This window comes from Paenibacillus sp. FSL H8-0261 (assembly GCF_045040645.1).
Lineage (GTDB): Bacteria > Bacillota > Bacilli > Paenibacillales > Paenibacillaceae > Paenibacillus_AQ.
The window spans coordinates 3164565-3187768 of record NZ_CP150297.1; the positions used below are offsets into that span (position 1 = coordinate 3164565).

The 23204-nt window shown below is 38.2% G+C and carries 27 protein-coding genes; 21 read left to right on the forward strand and 6 right to left on the reverse strand.

All coding sequences use genetic code 11. The annotated features are described in order from the left end of the window. The first annotated feature begins 22 nt into the window (after positions 1-22). Positions 23-1141 (forward strand): ABC transporter permease, encoded by a 1119-nt coding sequence (locus MHI27_RS14105; RefSeq protein ID WP_076286351.1) that lies wholly within the window; start codon positions 23-25, stop codon positions 1139-1141. Next, a complete protein-coding gene (locus MHI27_RS14110; RefSeq protein WP_042187892.1) occupies positions 1138-1830 on the forward strand; it encodes an ABC transporter ATP-binding protein in 693 nt (230 codons plus the stop codon). Before MHI27_RS14105 ends, MHI27_RS14110 begins: the two co-directional genes overlap by 4 nt. A gap of 66 nt (positions 1831-1896) precedes the next feature. Here MHI27_RS14110 and MHI27_RS14115 read toward each other — a convergent pair whose 3' ends face one another. Further along, entirely contained in the window at positions 1897-2664 is a 768-nt protein-coding gene (locus tag MHI27_RS14115) for an asparaginase (RefSeq protein WP_405176738.1), read from the reverse strand. Positions 2665-2678: 14 nt separating this feature from the next. On the opposite strand from MHI27_RS14115, the gene MHI27_RS14120 reads away from it, so the two are divergent. From MHI27_RS14120 to MHI27_RS14155, 8 genes are all read left to right on the forward strand, one after another. Continuing rightward, the gene (locus MHI27_RS14120) at positions 2679-3104 is read left to right on the forward strand and encodes a hypothetical protein (RefSeq protein WP_405176529.1); all 426 of its coding nucleotides are present in this window, start codon (positions 2679-2681) and stop codon (positions 3102-3104) included. Positions 3105-3119: 15 nt separating this feature from the next. After that, complete coding sequence (locus MHI27_RS14125; protein ID WP_405176530.1) at positions 3120-3683, forward strand: hypothetical protein; 564 nt, start codon at positions 3120-3122, stop codon at positions 3681-3683. A 119-nt stretch (positions 3684-3802) separates the two neighbouring features. Continuing rightward, positions 3803-4126 carry a hypothetical protein gene (locus MHI27_RS14130; protein WP_405176531.1) on the forward strand — a complete coding sequence of 108 codons (324 nt, stop codon included), beginning with the start codon at positions 3803-3805 and terminating at the stop codon, positions 4124-4126. After that, positions 4126-4407, forward strand: coding sequence for a hypothetical protein (locus MHI27_RS14135; RefSeq protein WP_405176532.1), 282 nt, complete (start codon positions 4126-4128; stop codon positions 4405-4407). The genes MHI27_RS14130 and MHI27_RS14135 overlap by 1 nt, the downstream gene beginning before the upstream one ends. Further along, on the forward strand, positions 4392-4562 hold the full coding sequence (locus MHI27_RS14140) for a hypothetical protein (RefSeq protein ID WP_405176533.1): 171 nt from the start codon (positions 4392-4394) through the stop codon (positions 4560-4562). The genes MHI27_RS14135 and MHI27_RS14140 overlap by 16 nt, the downstream gene beginning before the upstream one ends. Positions 4563-4758: 196 nt before the next feature. After that, positions 4759-5079 carry a hypothetical protein gene (locus MHI27_RS14145; RefSeq protein WP_405176534.1) on the forward strand — a complete coding sequence of 107 codons (321 nt, stop codon included), beginning with the start codon at positions 4759-4761 and terminating at the stop codon, positions 5077-5079. A 645-nt stretch (positions 5080-5724) separates the two neighbouring features. After that, entirely contained in the window at positions 5725-5967 is a 243-nt protein-coding gene (locus MHI27_RS14150) for a hypothetical protein (protein ID WP_405176535.1), read from the forward strand. Positions 5968-6161: 194 nt separating this feature from the next. Beyond that, positions 6162-10337 carry a hypothetical protein gene (locus tag MHI27_RS14155; RefSeq protein ID WP_405176536.1) on the forward strand — a complete coding sequence of 1392 codons (4176 nt, stop codon included), beginning with the start codon at positions 6162-6164 and terminating at the stop codon, positions 10335-10337. Here the strand turns inward: MHI27_RS14155 and MHI27_RS14160 are convergent. From MHI27_RS14160 to MHI27_RS14180, 5 genes are all read right to left on the reverse strand, one after another. After that, positions 10285-11136, reverse strand: coding sequence for a zinc ribbon domain-containing protein (locus MHI27_RS14160; RefSeq protein WP_405176537.1), 852 nt, complete (start codon positions 11134-11136; stop codon positions 10285-10287). The genes MHI27_RS14155 and MHI27_RS14160 overlap by 53 nt on opposite strands. A gap of 43 nt (positions 11137-11179) precedes the next feature. Further along, positions 11180-11431 carry a recombinase family protein gene (locus MHI27_RS14165; protein ID WP_405176739.1) on the reverse strand — a complete coding sequence of 84 codons (252 nt, stop codon included), beginning with the start codon at positions 11429-11431 and terminating at the stop codon, positions 11180-11182. 301 nt (positions 11432-11732) lie between these two features. After that, complete coding sequence (locus MHI27_RS14170) at positions 11733-12623, reverse strand: LysR substrate-binding domain-containing protein (RefSeq protein WP_405176538.1); 891 nt, start codon at positions 12621-12623, stop codon at positions 11733-11735. A gap of 31 nt (positions 12624-12654) precedes the next feature. Next, on the reverse strand, positions 12655-13098 hold the full coding sequence (locus tag MHI27_RS14175; protein WP_405176539.1) for a GNAT family N-acetyltransferase: 444 nt from the start codon (positions 13096-13098) through the stop codon (positions 12655-12657). Further along, positions 13001-13837: an AraC family transcriptional regulator gene (locus MHI27_RS14180; protein WP_339247883.1), complete on the reverse strand. Its 837-nt coding sequence runs from the start codon at positions 13835-13837 to the stop codon at positions 13001-13003. The genes MHI27_RS14175 and MHI27_RS14180 overlap by 98 nt, the downstream gene beginning before the upstream one ends. A gap of 155 nt (positions 13838-13992) precedes the next feature. Between MHI27_RS14180 and MHI27_RS14185 the strand changes: the two genes are divergently transcribed. From MHI27_RS14185 to pgsA, 11 genes are all read left to right on the forward strand, one after another. Then, the gene (locus MHI27_RS14185) at positions 13993-15156 is read left to right on the forward strand and encodes a Gfo/Idh/MocA family protein (RefSeq protein WP_405176540.1); all 1164 of its coding nucleotides are present in this window, start codon (positions 13993-13995) and stop codon (positions 15154-15156) included. 24 nt (positions 15157-15180) lie between these two features. Next, complete coding sequence (locus MHI27_RS14190; protein WP_405176541.1) at positions 15181-15942, forward strand: sugar phosphate isomerase/epimerase family protein; 762 nt, start codon at positions 15181-15183, stop codon at positions 15940-15942. A gap of 30 nt (positions 15943-15972) precedes the next feature. Further along, on the forward strand, positions 15973-17061 hold the full coding sequence (locus MHI27_RS14195) for a Gfo/Idh/MocA family protein (protein ID WP_405176542.1): 1089 nt from the start codon (positions 15973-15975) through the stop codon (positions 17059-17061). A 42-nt stretch (positions 17062-17103) separates the two neighbouring features. Next, on the forward strand, positions 17104-18105 hold the full coding sequence (locus tag MHI27_RS14200) for a Gfo/Idh/MocA family protein (protein ID WP_379421702.1): 1002 nt from the start codon (positions 17104-17106) through the stop codon (positions 18103-18105). A 207-nt stretch (positions 18106-18312) separates the two neighbouring features. Further along, positions 18313-18573, forward strand: a complete 261-nt coding sequence (locus MHI27_RS14205) for a hypothetical protein (RefSeq protein WP_341145161.1) — start codon at positions 18313-18315, stop codon at positions 18571-18573. A gap of 246 nt (positions 18574-18819) precedes the next feature. Next, complete coding sequence (locus MHI27_RS14210) at positions 18820-20316, forward strand: malate:quinone oxidoreductase (protein ID WP_042187913.1); 1497 nt, start codon at positions 18820-18822, stop codon at positions 20314-20316. 99 nt (positions 20317-20415) lie between these two features. Beyond that, complete coding sequence (locus tag MHI27_RS14215) at positions 20416-20688, forward strand: DUF2691 family protein (protein ID WP_405176740.1); 273 nt, start codon at positions 20416-20418, stop codon at positions 20686-20688. Between the two features lie 174 nt (positions 20689-20862). After that, positions 20863-21519 (forward strand): CatB-related O-acetyltransferase, encoded by a 657-nt coding sequence (locus tag MHI27_RS14220; RefSeq protein ID WP_339247897.1) that lies wholly within the window; start codon positions 20863-20865, stop codon positions 21517-21519. Between the two features lie 155 nt (positions 21520-21674). After that, entirely contained in the window at positions 21675-21761 is an 87-nt protein-coding gene (locus MHI27_RS14225) for a DUF3977 family protein (RefSeq protein WP_149644592.1), read from the forward strand. Further along, complete coding sequence (locus MHI27_RS14230) at positions 21754-22404, forward strand: phosphoribulokinase (protein WP_339248567.1); 651 nt, start codon at positions 21754-21756, stop codon at positions 22402-22404. Before MHI27_RS14225 ends, MHI27_RS14230 begins: the two co-directional genes overlap by 8 nt. Continuing rightward, positions 22401-22952: a CDP-diacylglycerol--glycerol-3-phosphate 3-phosphatidyltransferase gene (gene pgsA / locus MHI27_RS14235; RefSeq protein WP_341060683.1), complete on the forward strand. Its 552-nt coding sequence runs from the start codon at positions 22401-22403 to the stop codon at positions 22950-22952. The genes MHI27_RS14230 and pgsA overlap by 4 nt, the downstream gene beginning before the upstream one ends. Positions 22953-23204: the final 252 nt, after the last annotated feature.

The window sequence follows — 23204 nt, forward strand, 5'->3', positions numbered from 1 at the left end:
ACAGATTAGAAGGAGTGGTAATATGTTTCTAGCCTTAAGAGAAATGCGACATTCTAAAGCCAGATACCTGTTAATAATGGTAATCATGTTATTGGTTTCCTTTCTTGTACTTTTCGTAACGGGACTGGCCAGAGGATTAGCGTATGCTAATATCTCAGCAATAGAGAATATGCCGGCAAACTATTACGTGGTGCAGAAGGATGCGGATCAGACGTTTAGACGTTCTCAGTTAACGGATACGGAGCTTAATAGTGTTCGAGCAGTAGTAGGAGATAATAATGCCTCTTCACTCGCTCTACAGATGAGTACAGTGACTACGAACGATGTGGATACTAAAGCAGACGTAACTTTTTTCGCAGTTGATATGAACGGTTTACTGGCTCCAAAAGTGATTGAAGGTGACAAGATTACGAATGATACGCAGGGAAGTGTCATCGTTGATCGTGACTTGGAACAGTCGGGCATTAAGATTGGTAGCACGATCCAAGATCAGGCAACTGGGAAGGAATTTAAAGTTACAGGATATGTTGAGAATAGCTCATACAGCCATACCCCAGTAGTCTATATTAACAATAAAGATTGGCAGGAAATGAGACAAGGCGTTAATCAAGGTAGTGAGGCTACATCCGGAGCGCCTTTTAATGTAATTGCGCTTAATGCAAACGCAGGTCAAGTGGATAAGATCTCTGCTAGTACGAAAAATGTGGAAGTTATTACGCAAAAAGAAGCGATCTCTAATATTCCGGGTTATTCATCAGAACAAGGTTCACTGCTTATGATGATTGCCTTCCTGTTCGTAATCGCTGGTTTTGTTCTGGCTGTATTCTTCTATGTCATTACAATTCAGAAAACAAGCCAGTTTGGAATTCTGAAAGCCATGGGTACAAAAATGTCTTACTTGGCTTGGAGCGTTGTAGGGCAGGTCATGATATTGGCTATTGCAAGTCTAAGCATTAGCTTGCTGCTAACCTTTGGAATGAATCAGGTACTACCAGACACTATGCCGTTCCAACTGGAACCTTCTACGATTCTATTAACCAGCGGCTTGTTCGTGGGGATGTCTCTTTTAGGATCACTTATTTCTGTCGCTAAAGTGGCAAAAGTAGATGCATTAGAAGCAATTGGGAGGGCTGGAGCATGAGTGCGAAATTATTGATGAAGCAAGTAACCAAGACCTACGGAGACGGCGATACAACGGTATCTGTTCTGAACAATTTGAATCTTATAGTCAATGAAGGGGAATTCGTTGCTGTCCTTGGACCTTCTGGAACAGGGAAGAGTACATTCCTATCAGCAGCGGGTGCGCTTCTTACGCCAACCAGTGGTGAAATTTTTATAGACGGAGAATCTCTTACAGATAAAAGTAAAAGTGAGCTGACTGAGCTGCGATTAGAGAAGATAGGCTTTATGTTCCAAAGCGCACAGCTATTGCCTTACTTGAAGGTAGAAGAGCAGCTTCTCTTTGTAGCTAAACAGGGGAAGATGAGTTCTAAAGAAGCTAAGGAACGGGCAGCTGATTTGATGAAGCGTCTGGATATCTGGAAACGTCGAAACCATTATCCTGAGCAACTATCAGGCGGGGAGAAGCAACGTGTAGCTATCGCAAGAGCTTGGATGAATAAACCTGCAATCTTGTTTGCAGATGAACCAACAGCAAGCTTAGATTTCAAACGAGGCAGAGAAGTTGTGCAAATGATTGCTGACGAAGTAAAGAATGAGGGTAAAGCTGCTGTAATGGTCACTCATGATGAACGGATGCTCGAATGGTGTGATCGAGTGCTGCATCTGGAAGATGGACATTTAGTTGAACATGAGTTAAGCAAAATTTAGTAAAAAAACGATTCATGCTATTTATGGCATGAATCGTTTTTTTGGTGTGTGAACAATGGTTTGTTCTTATTTGTCAGCTATGGTGACTTGGCCTGAGCCATATGTGTCAAACCAGCCTTTAATCGTGTTGAAATCACTGCTGAATGACAATGCCAGCTCTAATAGAATTCGGGCATGAGCTGCGTTCAGATTATCTCCGGCAATTATGCCATCACTTGAAGCATAGTTGGAACCGGAACCCGTACGCGTGGTAGACACGAAGATAACTCCATTTTCCTTAATAGCTTTCGTACGAGCTTCTCCCATAGCTTTAGATACGCCGCCAGCCCCTGTGCCTGAAGTTACAATACCTTTTGCTCCATCTTGAACAAAACCTGTAATTGCCCCAGAACCGGCATCTTGATAAGCATAAGCAATTTCTACCTTAGGCATATCACTGCTCTTAATCTTCGTTAGATCGAATGGCGTTGCCCATTTGTCAGCGGTCAATAGTGCTCTGGAATTCGCCCGATAAATTCTTATATTATTCTCATCGATATATCCGAGGATTCCTAGTTGTGGAGATTCAAAAGTGTCTGTACGATAGGCATTCGTCTTGGTAACCTCTCTAGCCGTATGAATCTCGTCATTTAGCATGAGCACAGTACCGTAATACTTCGTCTTTCCGCTAGCTGCTAGTTTAATAGCGTTAAATAGATTGGCCTGAGCGTCACTTCCGATAACTGTCCATGGACGCATAGAGCCAGTTACTACGACAGGTTTGGAGCTACGCACTGTAAGATCAAGGAAATATGCAATTTCCTCCATCGTATCGGTACCTGTAGTAACAACGATTTAACTAGTACAAAATGAAACTCCTTCAGGCAAACGAAGCTTTACGTAAAATCGCTCCTCCTGCAGCTGGCATTTATATTCCTGAACCGGTTGTCCATTTTGCCGCACCCGTGAGCACAGATTTCCTTGTTTCACAGATGCCGAAGCTTCCGTCTGGCAATATAACGAGTCAGATGAACGATCGTAAAGTCGCTCTTGGCCAAAAGATTGATCCAAACACAAACATAAATACGAAAGTAGTGGCTTTACCGGAGAGTTACCTATCTAAACAGATACATCAAAAAAATGCGGCTGATCATCAAACCAAAGCTACTCCATTGTATAAGTCCGCTCCTAGCAGTACCGAATCATTCCGTTCTAGCGTTCCTCAAATCCCAGGAAGTGCTATCGCATCGCAAATGAAGGAGCGTAAAGGACAGCTACACCAAAATATTAAATAATCGCTCGATAGTAATGTGACTCATATCAAAGCTAAACAGGATAAGGTCATTATTCCTCCGCCTTCTTATATCGTAGGTCCGGTAAGTCAGGCTTCTGTTCTCTCAAAATTAACGAAGCTTCCAGACAGTTCCGTGAGTAGTAACCTTTCGAAGAAGCAGGAAGTACGTCGCACAATTGTAGACCAGTCGTTGATTGGTGGTTTGGATCAAAAGGAACATTCTAAACCGATTACCCTTAAGCGGAGACAAGTTACTCAGCAAATGGAGATTAAACGGTTATTTACTGGAAGAATCCAAGCGTATCCAAAACTATCAGAGGATACGCACTCTATCATGCCTTCTCGATTACGAGCAAAGTATCGGGTTAACGTTAGCTCTTCCGTGGAAGGTAATGTAGGGAAGACTCCAGCAGCCCTTGCGAACATGACTCCGACTACTTCAAGCCAGCTAAGCCAGCTTCATAAGGTGCGGGTACAAAGAAAGTTTGGGACGCAAGTAGAAGTGGGACGAATGAACGTCAGACCTGCGGATCTTGTAGCCAATCTACAGCAAGCAAAATCCGCTGTATTGCCGCTTTAAGCTATAAGCAGTGTAGCTAGCCAGTCTGTACAACAAACGCTCCTCAACAAAGTGAACATCAAGCATTAGCGCCATTCCGATCCACAAGAAAGACATCACAGCAGTCCGTTCAACAGGATATGCTGCAAAAGGTTAACCTTACCCGTAATTCAGGCACTAAGGTGGAAGTTGGACGCGTAAATGTTCAACAAGCAGTTAAAACGCATCAGGAACTTCGTATGCACGGTAAGTATTATACCGTTTATGAAACCATAAACGATCCCACAACCGGAAACCCAATAATTAATTTTGAAAAATACGATCGTGTGGTACACTCTTCTGAAGCGCAAGCTCCAATCATTGAGATAAAAGATATTCCAGAAGCCATTAGAGTAACGATTTACGCACCCAATGAACGAGAATTTTATGTGATGAATGTAGACTATATAAAGGGGACCTATTAATGAATACACAATTGGTTAATCTGCAGTTCAGCGATACTTACCTCATGGTCAATTTCGAGATTACTTTCCAAGAAATTCAATCCTGGTTGTCTATGACCGGCCACAACATGGATGATGCATCCCTTTTTCGAGCTCTGTTATTCCCAGAATCATTAGATTCGGACCAACAGACCGAGTTGTGCTGGACTATCCTACACAGATACGAGGATGTTTTCTTTCTAATCACAACTGGACGGATCCGGAACATCCAGAAACAACGAACACTGTGCATCAATTATTGATTCGTATGATGAACAGCCGCACACTTAATGACGAAGACAATACGAAGCTGGATCTTAACTTACTCCTGCAGCAAGACCGCCAAACTGATACACCGCTATATCCTACGCTACATCAACTGTTTGATGTGAAGTGGGGCAATTCTGCTTCTGCGTAATGCATCAATTTTAAATAGTGTTTAATCCCAATAGCAGAAATATTTTTATTACTCCGCCTTCGGAAGAAGGCATTTTTTGTTAGTCGATACTTTTTATTAAAATAGTGGAATATTAAAGTACGCTCTATTAGTCGGTATGGTATCAGTGGAACTAAACGATATATCAAGCGTAATTGTAAATAAAAGGAGTGATGTAATGAGTTATATTATCGAGTTTTTAAGAACCTTATTTCCTGATTCAACATCCGCTGCAATATCAATTATAGTTACAGTATTAGTTTTTTGGATGTATAAGGAGCTAAGAAGCAACTTTCTTGAAAACAGTAAATCTAATCAACAACGGGTAGATAAGGCTCTTGATATCTACTCTGACATTGAATTTGAGATATATAAATATCTCAATGATAAAAGTGACCTTTTTATAGTTGCTGAAAAGATATCTAAAGCCTCGTCTCTCTTACCTTATGATTTACTTAAATTTTTATTAAGTTTAAAGAGACAACTGAAGAGTCTTTGAAAAGGGAACTGTTGCTTAAATTTCATAATGATATAGAAAAGGAGATCTATAGTTTAAAATTAAAACAATTCGATACAGTAACATTCAAGAGTGATAAAAATATAGCCGCGAGTATTGAATACTACATAAAAACGAAGATTGCACCTTTTGGAATTCCTTTAATCTATACCTACTTTAATTTGGTATTTTTGTTGTTATTTATACTGTTCACCGCTTTAATAGTTAGCGCCTCGACAGTCAAGGAACAAATCTTCTTATTTTCTTTGATTTTTGCTGCACTGTCCTATCTTATGTTTCTATATTATTATTTCTGAAGGCTTTCTTAAAAGACGATTCAAACATTCCTATACAAACTGGATTTTACTGTTAATATTTGCACTTGGGATGCCTTCCCTGGTGATTTTTACTGGAGCATGGTTCAGGGGCATCCTAGTCTTTTTAATGATATTTATTTATGGTTATTATGCAGGACGAAAGTGTATGAGAGAACGTGCTGTATAAATAGTCCCTGCAATCTGCTTCATAGAATGAGAATTATGTTATGGTTCATTAAGAAGTTGGGTTGTTCAAACATCTTAAATAATATTTAAAGCCGCAGATATCTAGCCTGCGGCGCTTTCTTTAATCATTAGGAGCAATAAATACATGACTAATTTGAGACAACCAGTTTATAAAACTCTACTTGAAATAAAGGAGTATTATAGAGAGTATCTGAGGGCTGCGCAACAAGCACATTGCCCAGAAGTTGCATCTGTCAAAGGAACCGTTCGAAATTATATTTCAGCGAATTATTTGAAGTTGCAGGTGGGAACCGCGACGCAGCAGTTGAATAAATCAGGAAAGAGCAGCGGGTTCAGACTCAGGCATAATAAGCACAAATCACAATAGAATCTAAACGCGGCTGAGAGCTTGTAACAGATGTATCGCGCGGTGAAGATAAATCGGGGTGAACCATATCATAAGTAGGGCGAAATGAGGGGGAAGATAAAAATATTTTTCAGGTGAATTAATCTTAGTGATAACATGTTAAAATATATTGATAATGAAAAATATTCCCTGAATTAATAAAAGGAGGAGTAAGTGTGGAGTTAGATTCTCGTCATAATTTAATAAATCGTATTGTTCTCTCATATAACGCAGCACTTAGTTCGTTTAAAGTAGCGACTAATAGGCTTGAGAATTATTCCCAAAATAATGATGGAGAAGTATTTATCAAAGCAAATGAATGTGGAAATCATTTGTATACTGCTGTTGAAACAACGTTGAGGATTATAATAACGGATAACGGAATGAGCTTAGATGATGACAATCACAAAAGTACCACTACCTTCGGACTTTGTGTACAAGCATCACGAGCAAATTATAATCTTAATAATATTGATTTAGCATGTTTAGTGATAGAGAAGGATAAACGTAATGTAATGACCCATAAATCTGCTCTAATTATAGAACTTTCAGGATTTATTAGAGTATTCCAAAATCTCTACAGATTAATTAGATTAATAGATGCAAAGATAATTTTAGAATATATTGGTTTTATGGAAGAGAATATTGACTTCAGTTACTTTTTTGAGGAATTAGGGAAATTTCAAGCTGAAGATACTACATACATGCTTATCACTGATCCTATACATGATATGCCTAAAGAATACTTAAAGTTATTTCTTAAGCCGCATTGGGATATAATAATTGATTTTGATGGTCGTTCAAGAAATGGAGGCTTAAGAAGTAATTTAGATGCTGGCAAACTTATTGTTGAAGCATATATTGATGATCTAAAAACTAGTGGTTTTCAAACTAGCGCATTTGGTGTGAATAAAACCGTTTGGCTTTATATGGAGAAAAGAGGCTATTTTACACCTAGTGTATATAGGGATTGGAGTATTGAAAGAAAGAAGAATTTAGAATACTTCATAAAATCAGCATACGAAAGTAAGATGTCAAAAATCATCGTTGTATGTTTAAAAAAATATGATGGGGCAATCAATGATTTGGTTGTCAGACTAAAAGATAATTTCACAGATATAAAAATTATATTTGCAAATCAAAATAGTTCGAATATTTCTGAACGTATTGAAGAAAATTTAAATGAAAATCAATATTCAATACATGATTGTAGTCTCTATGGAATATTAGCCTCTTTTAATGAACATAAAAGTCAATTTCAGCATCTTTTAACGGAATCAAATGTAATGGTAGATGGAGTGATTGTCCCATCGCGTGAAGAAACAAAAGAATTAGAGCCGAATTTAAAAATCAATCTTGAAGACTACTTTGAAATTGTTCATCTTGGCTTGGGTAAAGAGTTTGATAATATTGACCAAGAAAAAGAAAAATTTTTAAAAGGGGAAGAAATACCGTGGTCCATATTTCAATATAAAATAGATGTTTTACCTATTAAACAAAAAAAATATGTGCAATTTATTTCGGAAATTCAAGAAGTATTAAAAGTCAAAGTTGAAAATCAATCTCAAAAAATATTTAAAATGATACATAGACCAGGTTTTGGTGGTACTGTTTTGTCACGTAGAATAGCTTGGGACTTACACAGTGATTTTCCAGTTATCCGTTTGAAAAAGTACAAATTTGGAGCTGTTGGACAGCAAATAGCGTCTCTGTACGACTATTGTAACAAAGGGGTTTTTATATTCGCAGATGAAAGTGATATATCTGAAGCCGATTTAGAGGAATTTGAACGTGAGATAAAAAATCTTGATAGGCCTGTTGCTGCTCTTATAGTAAAAAGGTTTTATGATGGAAGCTTTTTACCTCGTAATCAAGAGAATCTGTTAGTTCTGTCAGTTTTAGAGGATACCTCAATAGAAATGCTATCAGTTTTATATAAAAGTTTAGCTGAAAAAAAACACAGCAAAGCTTTATTAAACATGCGTGAGCAGAATATGAGAAATATTTTAACTCAAGATATGCGGTGTCCATTTATAATTGGACTCTATTACTTGGAAGATGACTTCATTGGAGTAAAGGATTATGTTGGGAAGTTTGTAAGCCAATTTATCGACCATCAAGCTAAAAAGGCATTGCTTTCTATAGCTTTAGTTGATTATTTTGGGAGAATAAAGATGCCTTCTTATATGTTGGAGAGGCTTTTTAACGCTTCAAGTTCCTTCAACTTGAAGGATCATTTATTCGGATCGTTGGAACTTTTAGTAAAGGGTATAGATGATAAAAATAAAACAATTTTCTGGAGACCAAAACATTACTTAATAAGTCAAGAAATAATTAAGTGGCTATCCTCTGATGATAACTATAGTAATAATTGGCATGAAAAGTTGGCAATACATGCTAAAGAGATAACAGATCTAGGATTAGCGTGTTGTAAGAATTCGGTTCCGGAAGTAATTCGTGAAATTATGAGCGATATCTTCATCTATAATCGATCAACACATAATCAAAAGCAGGATCGACATAGTGAGGAAGGAACTTTTTCTGTTATCATTGACTTAATACCTTTCAAAGAGCAGAAACGTGAAGTTTTAGAGTATGTAACTAACAAATTTAATGAAATTGTATTAAACTTAGACATTACTTCCTCAAAAAATGAATATTATATGGTTGCACATTTTTGGGGACATCTAGCTAGGTTTTACTCGAAAGAGGATATTAATTTTCCGGAAGCAGAAAAATGCTGTTTTAAAGCTCTATCGATAATGGATAGTATTGGTGCATATAGTTCAAGCCTTTATCATATTTACGGTGATTGTATCTCAAAAAAAATTGATGTCTTTTGTAAAGGATTACTTGAGAATGGTCAGTTTTTAGAAAATATCGCTCAAGTTCAAGATATGCTGGATGAAGCTACTGAATACTTCAATAAATCTAAACAAGGTAATCAAGAATATGGAATACTGTCTCATATTCAGATGTTAATTCAATTTTTAAGGAGGATTTTTCAAGCTAAAAAAATAGGTAGTATATCTGATTTGAGAAACTTAAGTGATCCTTGGATTCATAAATATATCAATGATTTAAATGATCTTTTCTTTGAACTAGAAAAAGATGAGATTTCAGAGAAGTCACTTGCAATATACGAGGCTTGTGAAAGAGAGTTTCATACTTTACTCTATAAAAAAAGTTATGGGGAAATAATACAAGATTTGAATAATTATTTGGATAGATTATATATTTCACCAGTCAAAGATTGGCGAAAGATATATGAAGCAAGAAAAATATTGATACACTCTATTCTTAGCAAGTATGATAATGACTTTGTAAAACTAAGTGATAACCCTAAAGATGTTGAGCGGATATTAGGATTATTAAATTCTAATATTGAAGGCTCTAATGGTAGTGTATCTGACTTTTCAATGTGGCTACGTATTGCAAAATACTCAAACGAATCTGCAGATAATGCTTTGATAATCGCTAGGAAATGGCATAATAAAGTCATGGAACATGGTAAGTCCAAGGATCCAATGCCTGCTTATTATATTTATATTTTAAATATATTAAGGGCTCTGGAGGGATTTCCTGGAGCTTTAGATGAAGCAAATAAATATAGAAAAGAATGTATGGATATTTCTCAGTCAATAAAATCATATAGGATTATAAATATTAGTAAAATACGAGACTGGTTTGGGCATGGCGTGAATTTAAAAAAATTGATAGATGATAATACAGTTACATACAGTAATGTCGCAATAGATGATCGAATTACCTATGTAATTGGAGAGATAATAAATTGTAATAGTTATGAAACCGCAGGGCTTATTAGAGTATTAGAACCTTTTCAATTAGCAGGCCTCGAGATCTTTTTCAAACCATCAGAAAGTGGTTTGGGTAGTAATCAGATCAATCATAGAGTGAGATTAAAATTCGGTTTTTCCTTTGAAAGACCAGTAGCATTTAATAAAAGTATTGAAGATCTTGATATGAAAACAAATAAAAGGGTTAAGGATAAAAATATAAGTAGAGTAAACGAAAACTTAAAAGATATAAAAGAAAATCAGACTGTGGATTTTAAGATTACTAGGAAAGCTTCACATTCAAAAATTTTAATTGGAGAGATTGTAGGAACACGGATTACAGGTGGAGTGCCTTATAGTGAGATCAAATATGGATATATTAAAGATGAAGAGGCTCTCTCATATATCGGGAGGACTTTACAGGCGATGGTAATCAAAATTGATTATTTGCAAAATAGATATACTTTATCCATTAAACAGTCAAAAGGAAGTACTGATAAAGTCACAATAAAAGAAGTTTTTGAAAATACTCAAAAATATAAGAAAGGAATGTAGAACTTTTTTTAAGAATTTCGCTATAAATGTTACGGTAAACCGTATCATAAGTAAGCACAAAGTCATCATTAAGAGAAGTGTCGAAGAACAATTCAATGTCCTTGACGCTTCTTTCGTCTTGATTATTTCCAAGGTTTACGGTGATTTTACTAATGATGGAGTGTAGTAAATCTTTTTGTTTTTCAGGTTCGATTTTAGTTATGACAGTGGAGACCCCTTGTAATACTTTGAGAACCTGTTCAAATGAAACCTCTTTTATTGTTGGTCTATTGAGTTCATACTCTGTTTCTCTCTTCTGTTCAATCAATTTGTTCTTTTCAGCTTCGAAGGAAACTAACTTACCCAATATTGAGGAAGGAGGATTATCCGATGTTTCAATTATTCTGAGGAACTTCTTCGTATTTTTTTCGACATTGAGTAGTTGCTCCGTAATATATTCAAGCTGTTCTTGTAGTGGCTGTTTTAAGGTTAAAACTTTTCCATTGACGTTATCTACAATTTTCTCTAGGAGTTCAGGATTCGCAGTAATCTGCTCTATCCTCTTATAGACGAAATCCTCCGCTTCATTTGCTCTAACCAAATTCGTCTTACATACAGAAGAACCCTTGGAGCGTAATGTTGCACATTGGTAATAACGAATATATTCACCAGTTGAGTTTTTTGTTCTGTGTCCGATCACTCCATGTCCACACATTTGACAACGCAAGAGGGTTGTCAGAGGGAAGTGACCAAAAAATGTTTTTGTAGGCTTATGTGACTTCATCTCTTTCGTAGAGTGGGCTTTTTCCCAAACACTCATATCAGTAATAGGTTCATGTTCGCCTTTTACAAGAGTAATGTTTTCATTTTTTCCTTTTCTTCTTTTCTTCTTTTCTTCTTTTCTCAGTCCAATTTTGAACCTGATTGAAACGAATGAATCCAGCGTATAAAGGATTAGTGACGATTGTTCTTATTGTTGGGATAGCAAAGAAAGCATTTCTTTTGGTTTTGTAGCCCTCTTTATTCAATTGGTTAGCTATTGCCTTATACCCTTTTCCATTGATGTAGAGGTCAAAAATATACCGTATTAGAATAGCTTCTTTGTCATCGATAATAAGCTGTTTGTTTTCTGATTTATATCCTAAACGATATCACTATTCCATTTTCCTTGTTCTGCACGTTCCCGCTGATTCAACTTGTCGACCAATTCCAGGTTGGCCGTGTAAAAGCTGATCTTCTCATTGTTGTACCAGCTGCCGGTCAATTACTTAAGTATGCTATGAATTTTATTATGTGATTTTAAAATGAAATTGAGTGCGAAATGTTATTTTTAGTAACATCAAACAACAATATATATAATGTCCATTGAAAATATTGAATATATAAAAAGCTGCCGAGACTCTCTCGGCAGCCTGACTACTTATCTTTTCTAGAGACAAGTAGTTTTTGAATAAAGACATGGGTAGCCATGGAGGAGGAGCTTTCTTTATGAAGAATGATGGAGAATTGTCTTTCAAGATGATGTTGTCTGATGGGAAGCTCACAGATTTCACCACTTGCTAATTCTTTGCGCACAATCCATCTGGAGAGCATCGCGATTCCCAAACCGGAGGCAACAGCTTCCTTAACTCCTTGACTACTGTTGAAGACATAGGATCTTTTGACAGAAATCTCTTCTGCTTGAATGAAATGATCACTGAAAGCACGCGTTCCAGAGCCAAGCTCTCGCAGAACCCAAACCTGATTTTGTAGCATCCCTTGCTCCACAGAGGCTATTTTTGACAAAGGGTGGTTGGCCGGGGAAACGATAATCATCTCGTCCTTCATGTAAGGTGTAACGATCAGATCATTCTCATGGGCTTCTCCTTCGATAAACCCAATATCCAATTCATTGGCTCTTACCCCACCAATAATTTCTTCAGTATTACCGATCGTCACCTGAAGCTTGACTTGTGGGTATTGATTTGCAAATTCCGCAAGTCTTGAGGGTAATATATACTCTCCAATCGTAAAGCTCGCACCAATATGTATACTGCCAGTAACCTCATCCTGTAGCATTTGTATTTCCTGATGTGCTTCTTCGAAGTGGGCCAATATTTGTTTGGCGTGGTTATAAAGTATTGTACCTGCTTCGGTTAATTTTACTTGTTTCGGAGATCGGTGTAGAAGCTTTGCGCCTAGTTCATTCTCAAGATTCCGGATATGTAGACTGACACCGGGTTGAGATAGATTCAGTAATTCTCCTGCTTTAGAGAAATGACTTTGCTCAGCAACTGTAACGAAAACCCGTAATGTATCCACAATCATAGAATTCCCTCACTAAAAGTCTCGAATGTATTTAAAGTTCCTTATCAAGCACGAACTGAGCTTTCTTCTGCGAAAATCCAATACGTGTATAGAAACATACCGCATCTTCTCTAGTTTGGTTGGTGTGCACTCTTGATTTGTTCACTCCAATTTGTGCTGCCCAGCGTTCACAGGTTTCAACAAGTTGTCTGCCGATCCCTTCTCCGCGATACTGCCCATCGACCACCAGACCACAAATTTCAACAAAGGGCGGAGATTCAATTAACATTCGCACATTGGCGTGAATCCATCCGATTAATTGGCTATCCGACTCTGTTACATAAATAGCATGATCTTTACGATTTCTGATATCTTGAAGTCTAAAATCTCTATGTGAATTACTTCGTACTATTTCGATAAGTGGATGGGGATAGACCCATCGTCTTTTTGAAATATTTAGAGAAATGAGCCAATTCCATGCCGACTTGTTCCGCAATATCTGAAATGCTGTAATCTGTGTAAGAAAGCTGTCTTTTAGCGTGCTCCATACGTTTCAATTGAACATAGGCCATTGGAGTCACCCCCATGAATCTTTTGAAATAAGGTATAAAATAGTTCGGGTGCAGGTGGACAAGCTCTGCTAGTTCATCAATCTCTATGGGCTTATTTAGACAATTATCGATGTAATGGAGCACATGAGCCAGCTTACCATGGTCTCCGGTGTGTATGAATTGCGTCATAAAATCTGTATGACTACTGTCGCTCGATTCAAGACAAGTGGCAATGAGATTAAGCAAACAAGCCTGTGTGCGAAGGATAGATAAGACATCGTCTTTTTGAAATTGTTCGATCATCTCCACGAAAATTGCCCTTATTGAATCTGGATTAGGCGAATCACAGATGTATAATTTTTTCTCCGCATGGAATAAGGGCCATTCTCCAATGTCAGCATCAAAGTGGCAGTAATAACGGATATATGGATCATCGATAGAAGTTTCGGTAGTTTGTGTGCTCCCCGCAGGCATGATCATTATCTGACCTGGCTTCGGGTAGTAGGTAATCCCGTTTATAATTACTTTCCCCTCACCCCCATCAATAAAATAAAGCCGATTAAAAGCGGGGGTTTCCAGCGTGCGGTTCCATCCGGGATATCTATTACTAAGTTGGGCATGGGTCACAGTAACCTTGAGATTCTGCAGGAGACGTCCTGATAAGTTCCCTGAATTGTTCATCATTTAACTCCTTTAAATCTTTTGTATCCTCATTATAACGGTTTCATTTAACTAAAACATCTTACTCAAATACAAATAGTTCTTAATTTCGATCATGTTCATGTCCTTAAATAAAGTATATCCTCTAACCATAACCATTAATAAGGAAGTGATCAGAGATGGGTACAGTTCGTTATGGGATTATTGGTATTGGAAATATGGGAACCGCACATGCGCAAAGTCTGCTGAGTGAGATTAAGGGGGCTGAGCTTACAGCCGTATGTGATATAAGAGAAGAACGTTTGAAATGGGCTGAAGAGCAGTTACCTGAGAATGTTAGGAAGTATTCTACGCCGAAGGAATTATTCGAGTCACGTATCATGGATGCGGTATTAATCTGTACTCCGCATTATGATCATCCTACACTTGCAATCGAAGCTTTTCAGCATGGTTATCATGTACTTGTGGAGAAGCCTGCAGGTGTTTATACGAAAGCTGTTCAACAGATGAACGATGCTGCAGCACAGTCTGACCGCAAATTTGGAATCATGTACAATCAGCGTACTAATCCTTTGTATCAGAAGCTGAGAGATCTTATTCAGTCTGGTGAGTTAGGTGAGATCCGCCGGACGAATTGGATTATCACCGACTGGTATAGATCGCAGAACTACTATAATTCTGGTGGCTGGCGGGCGACATGGGCGGGTGAAGGTGGCGGGGTATTGCTTAATCAAGATCCTCATCAGCTAGATTTATGGCAATGGACGACAAGCATGATGCCGAAGCGGATAAGAGCATTTTGCCACTTTGGAAAATATCGCAACATTGAGGTTGAAGATGATGTAACCGCTTATGTGGAATACGAGAATGGCGCTACAGGTCTGTTTATTACTACAACTGGAGAGGCACCGGGAACTAATCGTTTTGAAATCAATGGCGATAATGGAAAAATCGTAGTGGAAGACGGGAAGCTAACCTTTTGGCGTTTACGTACACCAGAGCCGCAGTTCAACGCAGAGTTTACGGGAGGTTTCGGTAGTCCGGAATGTTGGAAATGTGAGATACCTGTACAAGATGGCGGAGGGGAGCAGCATAAAGGAATTCTACGGAACTTTACGAATGCCATTTTGCATGATGAGGCATTACTTGCTCCCGGGGAGGAAGGGATTAAGGGGCTAACCCTTTCAAATGCCATGTATTTATCGGCTTGGACGGACAATTGGGTGGAGCTTCCGATAGATTCGGATTTATTCTACGATAAGCTGATGGAAAAAGTAAAAAACTCGACTTTCCAAAAGGAAACCTCAGAATCTAAAACATTGAATGTTAAAGGAACTCATTAAATCGAAAGAGAGAGGTTGAATCCTATGAAACGTTCGATGATTGCGGCTCAAATGTACACGTTACGTGATTATACTCAAACTGCGGAGGATTTAAGATCAACTTTTCAAAAGGTATCGGCAATGGGTTATGAGAGCATTCAGATTTCATCCATTGGACCGATTAATCCGATGCTCGTTAAAGAATATGCGGATGAAGCGGGGCTGGCTATATGTGCGACCCATGTGTCCTGGGATCGGTTAGTGAATGATCTGGATGCGCTTGCCGCAGAGCATAAGCTGTGGAATTGCAAATATATTGGACTTGGAAGTTTACCAGAAGAATTTCGTACGGGACTTGAAAGCTACCGGAACTTTGCGAAATTGATATCTGAAATTGCAATAACATTAAAAGAACAACACGGTCTGCAATTTGTTTATCATAATCATGATTTTGAATTTGAACGATTTGAAGGTACTACTGGAATGGAAGTACTGCTCAATGAGACTGATCCATCAGTTGGTTTCATACTTGATTTATATTGGGTGCAGGCAGGTGGCGCGAGTCCGGAAGAATGGATACGTAAAGTTGAAGGCAGAATGCAGGTTGTGCATTTAAAGGATATGGCGATAGTTGATAGAAAACAGGTTTTTGCTGAAATAGGCGAAGGAAACATGAACTATGCGGAGATCATTGCTACTTGTCGTGAGACGGGTGTTGAATGGTACGTAGTGGAGCAGGATGTTTGTAGACGTGATCCTTTTGAGAGCTTAGAGATGAGCCTGCGCTATCTCATTAGCTTATTATAGAATCGATAAGAAACCATTAGGAGGATTCTGATGAATAGAATAGATGGGATGACCTATGCACCCACATATGAAGCTAAACCTGTAGTGAAGCCAGGTGAATTCATCATCGCAGCTATTGCACTCGATCACGGTCATATTTACGGGATGTGTAATGGGCTGGTTGAGGCTGGTGCAGAACTGAAATGGGTATATGATCCGGATGAAGAGAAAGTTAGAGCATTCATAGCCAAATATCCTGGAGTTAGGGCTGCTGAGTCTATGGATGAAATATTGGAAGATCCAGAAGTTCGCTTAGTTGCAGCGGCAGCTATTCCTTCAGAACGAGGCCCCTTAGGAAATAAGGTTATGGCTCACGGGAAGGATTATTTTACAGATAAAACCCCTTTTACAACACTTGAACAACTGGATGATGCTAGAGCTATGGTCGCAGCAACCAATCAGAAGTATATGGTTTACTATAGTGAGCGTCTTCATGTTGAAAGCGCAATCTATGCGGGACAGCTGATCCGTCAGGGGGCTATTGGTCGTGTTCTTCAAGTCATTGGATTAGGGCCGCATCGTTTAAATGCATCTAGCCGTCCAGAATGGTTTTTTGAGCGGGAGAAATATGGCGGAATTCTATGCGATATTGGCAGCCACCAAATTGAACAATTTTTATATTATACAGATTGTCGGGATGCTTCAGTTGTTCACAGTAAGGTAGCTAATTATAATCATTCGTCTTACCCTGAATTAGAGGACTTCGGTGATGCGATGCTTGTTGGGGACAATGGGGCAACCCAATACTTCCGTGTAGATTGGTTTACGCCAGACGGACTCGGAACCTGGGGAGATGGACGTACAATGATCATGGGAACTGAAGGGTACATTGAACTGCGCAAATACAGCGATATCGGGCGTTCAAATACACCGGATCATGTGTACTGGGTGAACGGGGAAGGGGAGCATTACGAACATGTAGCTGGAAAGGTTGGATTTCCGTTCTTTGGTGAACTTATCCTCGATTGTCTGAACCGGACGGAGCTGTCCATGACTCAAGCACATGTCTTCAAAGCTGCTGAACTATGTTTGAAGGCTCAAGCCCAAGCGATGAATCTAACTCCTAATCAACTAAAATAGCGAATGGAATAATGAATGGAATAATGAATGGAGGTGGTAAAGATGAACAAACTTGGAGTAGCGATTATTGGCTGCGGGGCGATATTTCCTCTCCATGCTAAAGCAATATCAGCAATAAAAGATGTAAATCTACTTCTAGTTGCAGATATTGATGCTGATAAAGCTACACGAGAGGGAATAGAATATGCCTGCGATGCCACTGATGATTATAGAGAAATATTAAATGATAATCGTATTGATGTTGTTCATCTCTGTACACCTCATCATCTTCATGCAGAAATGGCTGAAGAGCTATTACGTGCGGGGAAGCATGTGTTAACTGAAAAGCCAATCGCCGTTGACCTTCCTTCAGCCATGCGCATGCTGGAAGCAGCGCAAGAGAGCTCCGGCCAGCTTGGTGTGGTGTTCCAGAATCGTTATAATGATGCTTCCGTTTATATTAAGAAGACTATAGATTCTGGTGATTTAGGGAAACTGCTTTGTATGAAAGGTGTCGTAACCTGGCATCGAAACGAAAGTTACTACAAAGATAGCAATTGGAGAGGAAGGTGGTCCACGGAAGGCGGAGGTGTTCTAATTAATCAGACCATTCATACCTTGGATTTACTACAGTGGTATGGGGGTGAGATTAAATCCGTGAAAGGCAGTATTACCACGGATGTGCTTGATGGCGTCATTGAAGTAGAAGATACTGCCCATGCTTGTATCGACTTTGCCAATAATGTTCGCGGGCTGTTTTATGGCACGAATACCTATCTTGAGAACTCTCCGGTGGAGTTGGAGCTAGTTTTTGAAGAGGGGACGCTTAACCTCCGTCGAGAGCACTTATATCTTTGGAAAGATGGGAAGGAAACCTTGGTTTGTGAGCCTATTTTCAGTCCTGCGGAAGGCAAATCGTATTGGGGGACTGGGCATAAGAGACTAATTGAGGACTTCTATGACCATATTTTCAGTGGATCAAAGTTTTGGCTGGATGGTCCTGAGGGGATAAAGGCGCTGGAACTGGTGAAGCGTATTTATAGCTCATCGCAGAGGAACAAATAAGTCATAAATATAGCGAAGGCTGTTCCATATGTAGATTTATCTACGAATGAGGCAGCTTTTTCGTGTTTAGGGACTTCCCGCATTTGGTTAAACACTAAGAAGACTACGACTTGCAGAGGAAGATGGATTTGATTAATTCTCCTTAGTGGAATAATCTAAAGTAAGTATAGGTTATTAACAGCAAGATATCTGGAGGGTGCATACAATATGGAGAAAATACTACTGAACATTAGAACGAACACCAAGCTAATTTCCATTGTGCAGACCATTGTTTTTATCTTTGTCATATTATACGTACTGATGTTTCTTTCTGGTGGATTATTCACCACCTTTTTTATTATGCTCATTGCTTGTTTTGTTAGTGTAATTGCTGCTTTACTCATGCTAATTCGAAAAAGCTTCTTATGGGCAATTGTTGATCTTGCTGCTGCGGGCAGTATGTTCATTTATTTTATTTATAATGCTTAACTGTTATTAATCCTTGCAAGAAGCGGGTTTATGGCTGTAGCATAAGTTCCTTAACCTGGAGGACTTATTTCTCTCTTTTTTGCAAGCTTTTAAATAATTTATTTTTTTCATATAATAGTAGATATTAAATTTATAAATAATTGTAATACACTCGGATAAGGGTATAATTGAGACAGAAAAGGTGTGACGCCTAAGAAGGAGCGCCCACATCCTTTCTGCAAAATTCAGGGGATAAGGATGGTAATAATGGGCAAAAGTGCAACTGAAACAGACGTCATTTTAATTGGTGCTGGAATCATGAGTGCGACTTTAGGAACACTTTTAAAAGAATTAGTGCCGGATTGGAAGATTAAAGTGTTTGAAAAGCTCGAAAATGCAGGTGAGGAAAGCTCTAATGAATGGAATAATGCAGGAACTGGACATGCGGCGCTCTGTGAGCTTAACTACACTGTCGAAAAATCCGACGGAACTGTAGATATAAGTAAAGCCATCCAAATTAATGAACAGTTTCAACTTTCAATGCAATTTTGGTCTTATTTGGTAAATCGTAAGTTGATACATAATCCTCAGGATTTTATCATGCCCTTGCCCCATATGAGTTTGGTACTAGGGGAGAAGAATGTAGCTTTTTTGAAGAGAAGATTTGAAGCGCTGTCAAAAAATCCTTTGTTCCAAGGAATGGAATTTTCCGATGACTCTAGCAAATTAATGGAATGGATACCGCTTATTATACAAAATCGTCCATCGAATGAACCTATAGCAGCAACAAAAATCGATTCAGGCACAGATGTTAACTTTGGCGCTTTAACGCGTATGTTATTTGATCACTTAAAGAGTAAGAATGTAGATCTCCATTATAAACATAGTGTAGATGGAATCAAACGTACTAGCGATGGGTCGTGGGACTTGAGAGTGAAGAACGACAGCGGTACTATTGAACACCATACTGCAAAATTTGTCTTTGTTGGTGGCGGGGGAGGAAGCTTGCATATCCTGCAAAAATCCGGTATTCCTGAAGGGAAACATATTGGAGGATTCCCGGTAAGTGGAATATTTATGGTGTGTAATAAACCAGAAGTTATAGCCCAGCATCATGCAAAAGTATACGGTAAAGCTAAGGTTGGAGCGCCTCCAATGTCTGTTCCGCATCTGGACACTAGATTTATTGACAACAAAAAATCGTTGTTATTTGGACCGTTTGCTGGCTTCTCACCAAAATTTTTAAAAACCGGTTCAATGTTTGATTTGATCACTTCCGTAAAACCCGATAATCTCCTAACGATGCTGTCGGCAGGTGCAAAGAACATGTCTTTGACCAAATACCTGATCGAGCAAGTGTTGTTATCGAAAGAAAAACGCATGGAGGAATTACGAGAGTTTATCCCGAATGCCAAAATAGAGGATTGGGATCTAGTTGTAGCAGGCCAACGCGTACAGGTAATCAAAGATACAGAGGATGGCAAAGGTATCCTTCAATTCGGTACAGAGGTAATTAGCGCCGCAGATGGTTCGATTGCAGCATTGCTTGGGGCTTCCCCAGGTGCTTCTACGGCTGTTCACGTGATGCTTGAAGTACTTAATAAATGTTTCCCTCAGCATATAAAAGAGTGGGAACCGAAAATTAAAGAAATGATTCCTTCTTATGGTCTGTCACTACTGGAAAATCCAGAGCTTTTGCATGAAGTGCACACATTAACGGCAACTACATTGGGTCTAGGTGGAAAAGAGCGAGTGCATAGTTAAGCAATGATCAATCGCTCGAAAGTATGATAATTGACAGAGATTTTCTTCAAGAAAGCCTATGGATTTCATTCATAGGTTTTTTGTTTAGTCCTGAAAGAACTGTTGGAGAATAACGAATACTATATCATCTTTGCGAACTTCAAGGCTTTTCTACGAGAGAAGGATGTAATTGATGTTCAGACCTATGAGGAGTTCTTAAATAGTGATTGCCAGCTTGTACTTTTAGTCGTCGATTGTGAATATGCTACGGTTTATTGTAAAGACCAGGGGATGCTTGAAGCACTGTGTCATAACGCAATTTCAAATGGATATGATGATGTTCAGTACATTACGAATGAGAATGACTTCAGAACAAGATTATCAGTATGGTAGAAGGAAACCGTAAGGTTGATTTGACGAACAAATCATTCATTTGTTACAATGACCCCATCAATTAGGAAAAGGATGAGGACGATGGTTCGTCGTTTGAAACGGTTTAAGAATGTCGCTACTGTATCAAGCTTCTAAGTATAAATGCTATAAATTACTTAGAAGCGAGGGAAAAGAATGAAACAACAGCTGTTTAACCACTGGTCAGAAACGAAGTATTTAAAGGATATTGTCACCAACCCAATGATTGAGGTAGGGGATTACTCGTACTACTCTGGTTATTACGATAGTCATCATTTTGAAGACGGGTGCGTCAGATATCTTTGGGGAGACGAACCGTCAAGAAAGTTATTTAACCCGATCGAAGATTTTGGGTGGCATTTAGATAAATTGATTATAGGAAATTATGTTTGTATTGCAAGTGGTGTAATTATTTTAATGGGTGGAAATCACAATCATCATCCTGAATGGATTACCGTGTATCCTTTTGTGGACCAGATTGAAACCTCTTACGTACCTAAAGGTGATACGATCATAGAAAGTGATGCTTGGATTGGGATGAATGCAATGATTATGCCAGGTGTGAAAATAGGTGAAGGTGCTATTGTTGCGGCAGGCTCGGTTGTTGTAAAAGACGTTCCACCATATACAATAGTAGGTGGCAATCCTGCTAAAGAGATTAGAAAACGATTTACAGATCGTGAAATCGAAAAGTTAAAGGAAATGCGTTGGTTTGATTGGAAACGTGAGAAAATTGAACAAGCTACGCCTATCTTTTCAAGTTCATCGATTGATCAATTATATGAGTTTTATCTAAGAGAAATAAAATCATAACACAATCACAACAGGCTGCCGCAAATATTCGGCAGCCTGTTCTTTTATCAGTTAAGGTAGTTTAACAATAATTGTTATTTACCAGATTAATCCTAATTAGTATGATAATATGAATGGGCTCATCTAATCTCTTGGGAGGAAAGTGTGCTAGATATATGAAATATATTGAATTTGGTCTAGGCAATACATGGTTTATTAGAACCGAAACGGAGTTGGAGGATGGAAGTGGAAACTATGGATAAAATATTAAATGAAATAGCCAATTTGATAAGCAGTAAGGAAAAAAGAGTTACTATTGGGATTTCGGGTCATGGTGCATCTGGAAAGACAACATTTGCCCATAATCTTTTAAAGCTTCTGGGTCATGAGAAGGTGAATTATATGAATACTGATCCCTATATTATCGGCTCTCATCTTAGAAAGTACACTGTAATCGATTATGATTATAACAATGAACGTCATCGTAATAAAATGACAGCTTGTCATCCTTCTGCTCATAATATATCTGCTCTAGAGAGAGACATCCGAATGATGCGAGATGGTTTAGAATTTTATACAATAGACACCAATTATTTAAAGAGTACATTGATAGCTTCACAAAACAGAGTGAATATTGTAGAGGGCATGAGCGTTGCTTTTGCAGACCCGAATTTGTTTGATCTGAAGGTGTACTTATATACGGATGGAGACACTGAATTGATGAGAAGGAGTATACGTGATGTCTCTGAAAGAGGAACGGACATCAAATATTTAAGGAAATCTCATGAAGACCGTAGAATTCAATATGAGTTATTTATGCATCCTTTTCATCGAAACTTTGATATTATTATAAAAAATTCCAATGAAGGTTATATTCTTGAAAATGAATTCAGGAGGAAATTATGAATCTTGCAAATAAAGTAACAATCGCCAGAATATTATTAATCCCCATCTTTATAGTACTTTTCTCAAAATATCCTGATTGGCCAGAGGGGATTTATTATGCAGCTATTGTTTTTTTACTCGCTTCAGCCACTGACAAACTAGATGGTTATATTGCTAGGAAGTATAATCAGGTTACGAACCTTGGAAAGTTACTTGATCCATTAGCGGATAAGTTGCTCATTTCTGCTGCGTTGATTCTACTGGTAAGTCAGCAGATGTTATACGCATGGGTTGCTTTAGTTATTGTAGCGAGGGAAGTGATCATTACAGGGATTAGACTTGTTGCTGTCACTCAGAAAATAGTGTTGCAAGCTGATCGATACGGAAAAATTAAAATGGTATCGCAAGTTGTAGCAATTACTGCAGTTATGTTTACAAACCATCCATTCACCCTTTTTACGAATATACCTATCGATCAAATCCTAATCTATATTTCACTAGTCATAACTATCTATTCAGGATTTAACTACATAAGAAATAACTATCGTTTTTTAAAATTAGAAGCATGAGCTCGATAAAAAGGTTGCTGAATAACAATTAGATAAAGGCGAATTCTCACTCCATTTCGAGTAAGAATTCGCCTTTATTTTATGTATATCCTCGTGCTTTTTACTTTAATAACGTCAATATATTTATGAGTTTACTTTAAATAAACCCATTTCCCTTGCGTGTGTATGCCAAGTCTAAGCTCAAATCTGAACTATTGACACAAAAGTGTATTACACGTATAGTACATAAATAAGATGTATGAACCACTTAGT

Excerpts from the sequence above, each read along its gene's own strand:
- MHI27_RS14120 (WP_405176529.1), top strand. The coding sequence starts at position 2,679 with ATGAAACTCCTTCAGGCAAACGAAGCTTTACGTAAAATCGCTCCTCCT.
- pgsA (WP_341060683.1), top strand. The coding sequence starts at position 22,401 with ATGAATCTTGCAAATAAAGTAACAATCGCCAGAATATTATTAATCCCC.
- MHI27_RS14200 (WP_379421702.1), top strand. The coding sequence starts at position 17,104 with ATGAACAAACTTGGAGTAGCGATTATTGGCTGCGGGGCGATATTTCCT.
- MHI27_RS14130 (WP_405176531.1), top strand. The coding sequence starts at position 3,803 with ATGCTGCAAAAGGTTAACCTTACCCGTAATTCAGGCACTAAGGTGGAA.
- MHI27_RS14185 (WP_405176540.1), top strand. The coding sequence starts at position 13,993 with ATGGGTACAGTTCGTTATGGGATTATTGGTATTGGAAATATGGGAACC.
- MHI27_RS14150 (WP_405176535.1), top strand. The coding sequence starts at position 5,725 with ATGACTAATTTGAGACAACCAGTTTATAAAACTCTACTTGAAATAAAG.
- MHI27_RS14205 (WP_341145161.1), top strand. The coding sequence starts at position 18,313 with ATGGAGAAAATACTACTGAACATTAGAACGAACACCAAGCTAATTTCC.
- MHI27_RS14170 (WP_405176538.1), bottom strand. The coding sequence starts at position 12,623 with ATGATTGTGGATACATTACGGGTTTTCGTTACAGTTGCTGAGCAAAGT.
- MHI27_RS14225 (WP_149644592.1), top strand. The coding sequence starts at position 21,675 with ATGAAATATATTGAATTTGGTCTAGGCAATACATGGTTTATTAGAACC.
- MHI27_RS14220 (WP_339247897.1), top strand. The coding sequence starts at position 20,863 with ATGAAACAACAGCTGTTTAACCACTGGTCAGAAACGAAGTATTTAAAG.
- MHI27_RS14195 (WP_405176542.1), top strand. The coding sequence starts at position 15,973 with ATGAATAGAATAGATGGGATGACCTATGCACCCACATATGAAGCTAAA.
- MHI27_RS14210 (WP_042187913.1), top strand. The coding sequence starts at position 18,820 with ATGGGCAAAAGTGCAACTGAAACAGACGTCATTTTAATTGGTGCTGGA.
- MHI27_RS14230 (WP_339248567.1), top strand. The coding sequence starts at position 21,754 with ATGGATAAAATATTAAATGAAATAGCCAATTTGATAAGCAGTAAGGAA.
- MHI27_RS14180 (WP_339247883.1), bottom strand. The coding sequence starts at position 13,837 with ATGATGAACAATTCAGGGAACTTATCAGGACGTCTCCTGCAGAATCTC.
- MHI27_RS14145 (WP_405176534.1), top strand. The coding sequence starts at position 4,759 with ATGAGTTATATTATCGAGTTTTTAAGAACCTTATTTCCTGATTCAACA.
- MHI27_RS14190 (WP_405176541.1), top strand. The coding sequence starts at position 15,181 with ATGAAACGTTCGATGATTGCGGCTCAAATGTACACGTTACGTGATTAT.
- MHI27_RS14105 (WP_076286351.1), top strand. The coding sequence starts at position 23 with ATGTTTCTAGCCTTAAGAGAAATGCGACATTCTAAAGCCAGATACCTG.
- MHI27_RS14110 (WP_042187892.1), top strand. The coding sequence starts at position 1,138 with ATGAGTGCGAAATTATTGATGAAGCAAGTAACCAAGACCTACGGAGAC.
- MHI27_RS14135 (WP_405176532.1), top strand. The coding sequence starts at position 4,126 with ATGAATACACAATTGGTTAATCTGCAGTTCAGCGATACTTACCTCATG.
- MHI27_RS14160 (WP_405176537.1), bottom strand. The coding sequence starts at position 11,136 with ATGAGTGTTTGGGAAAAAGCCCACTCTACGAAAGAGATGAAGTCACAT.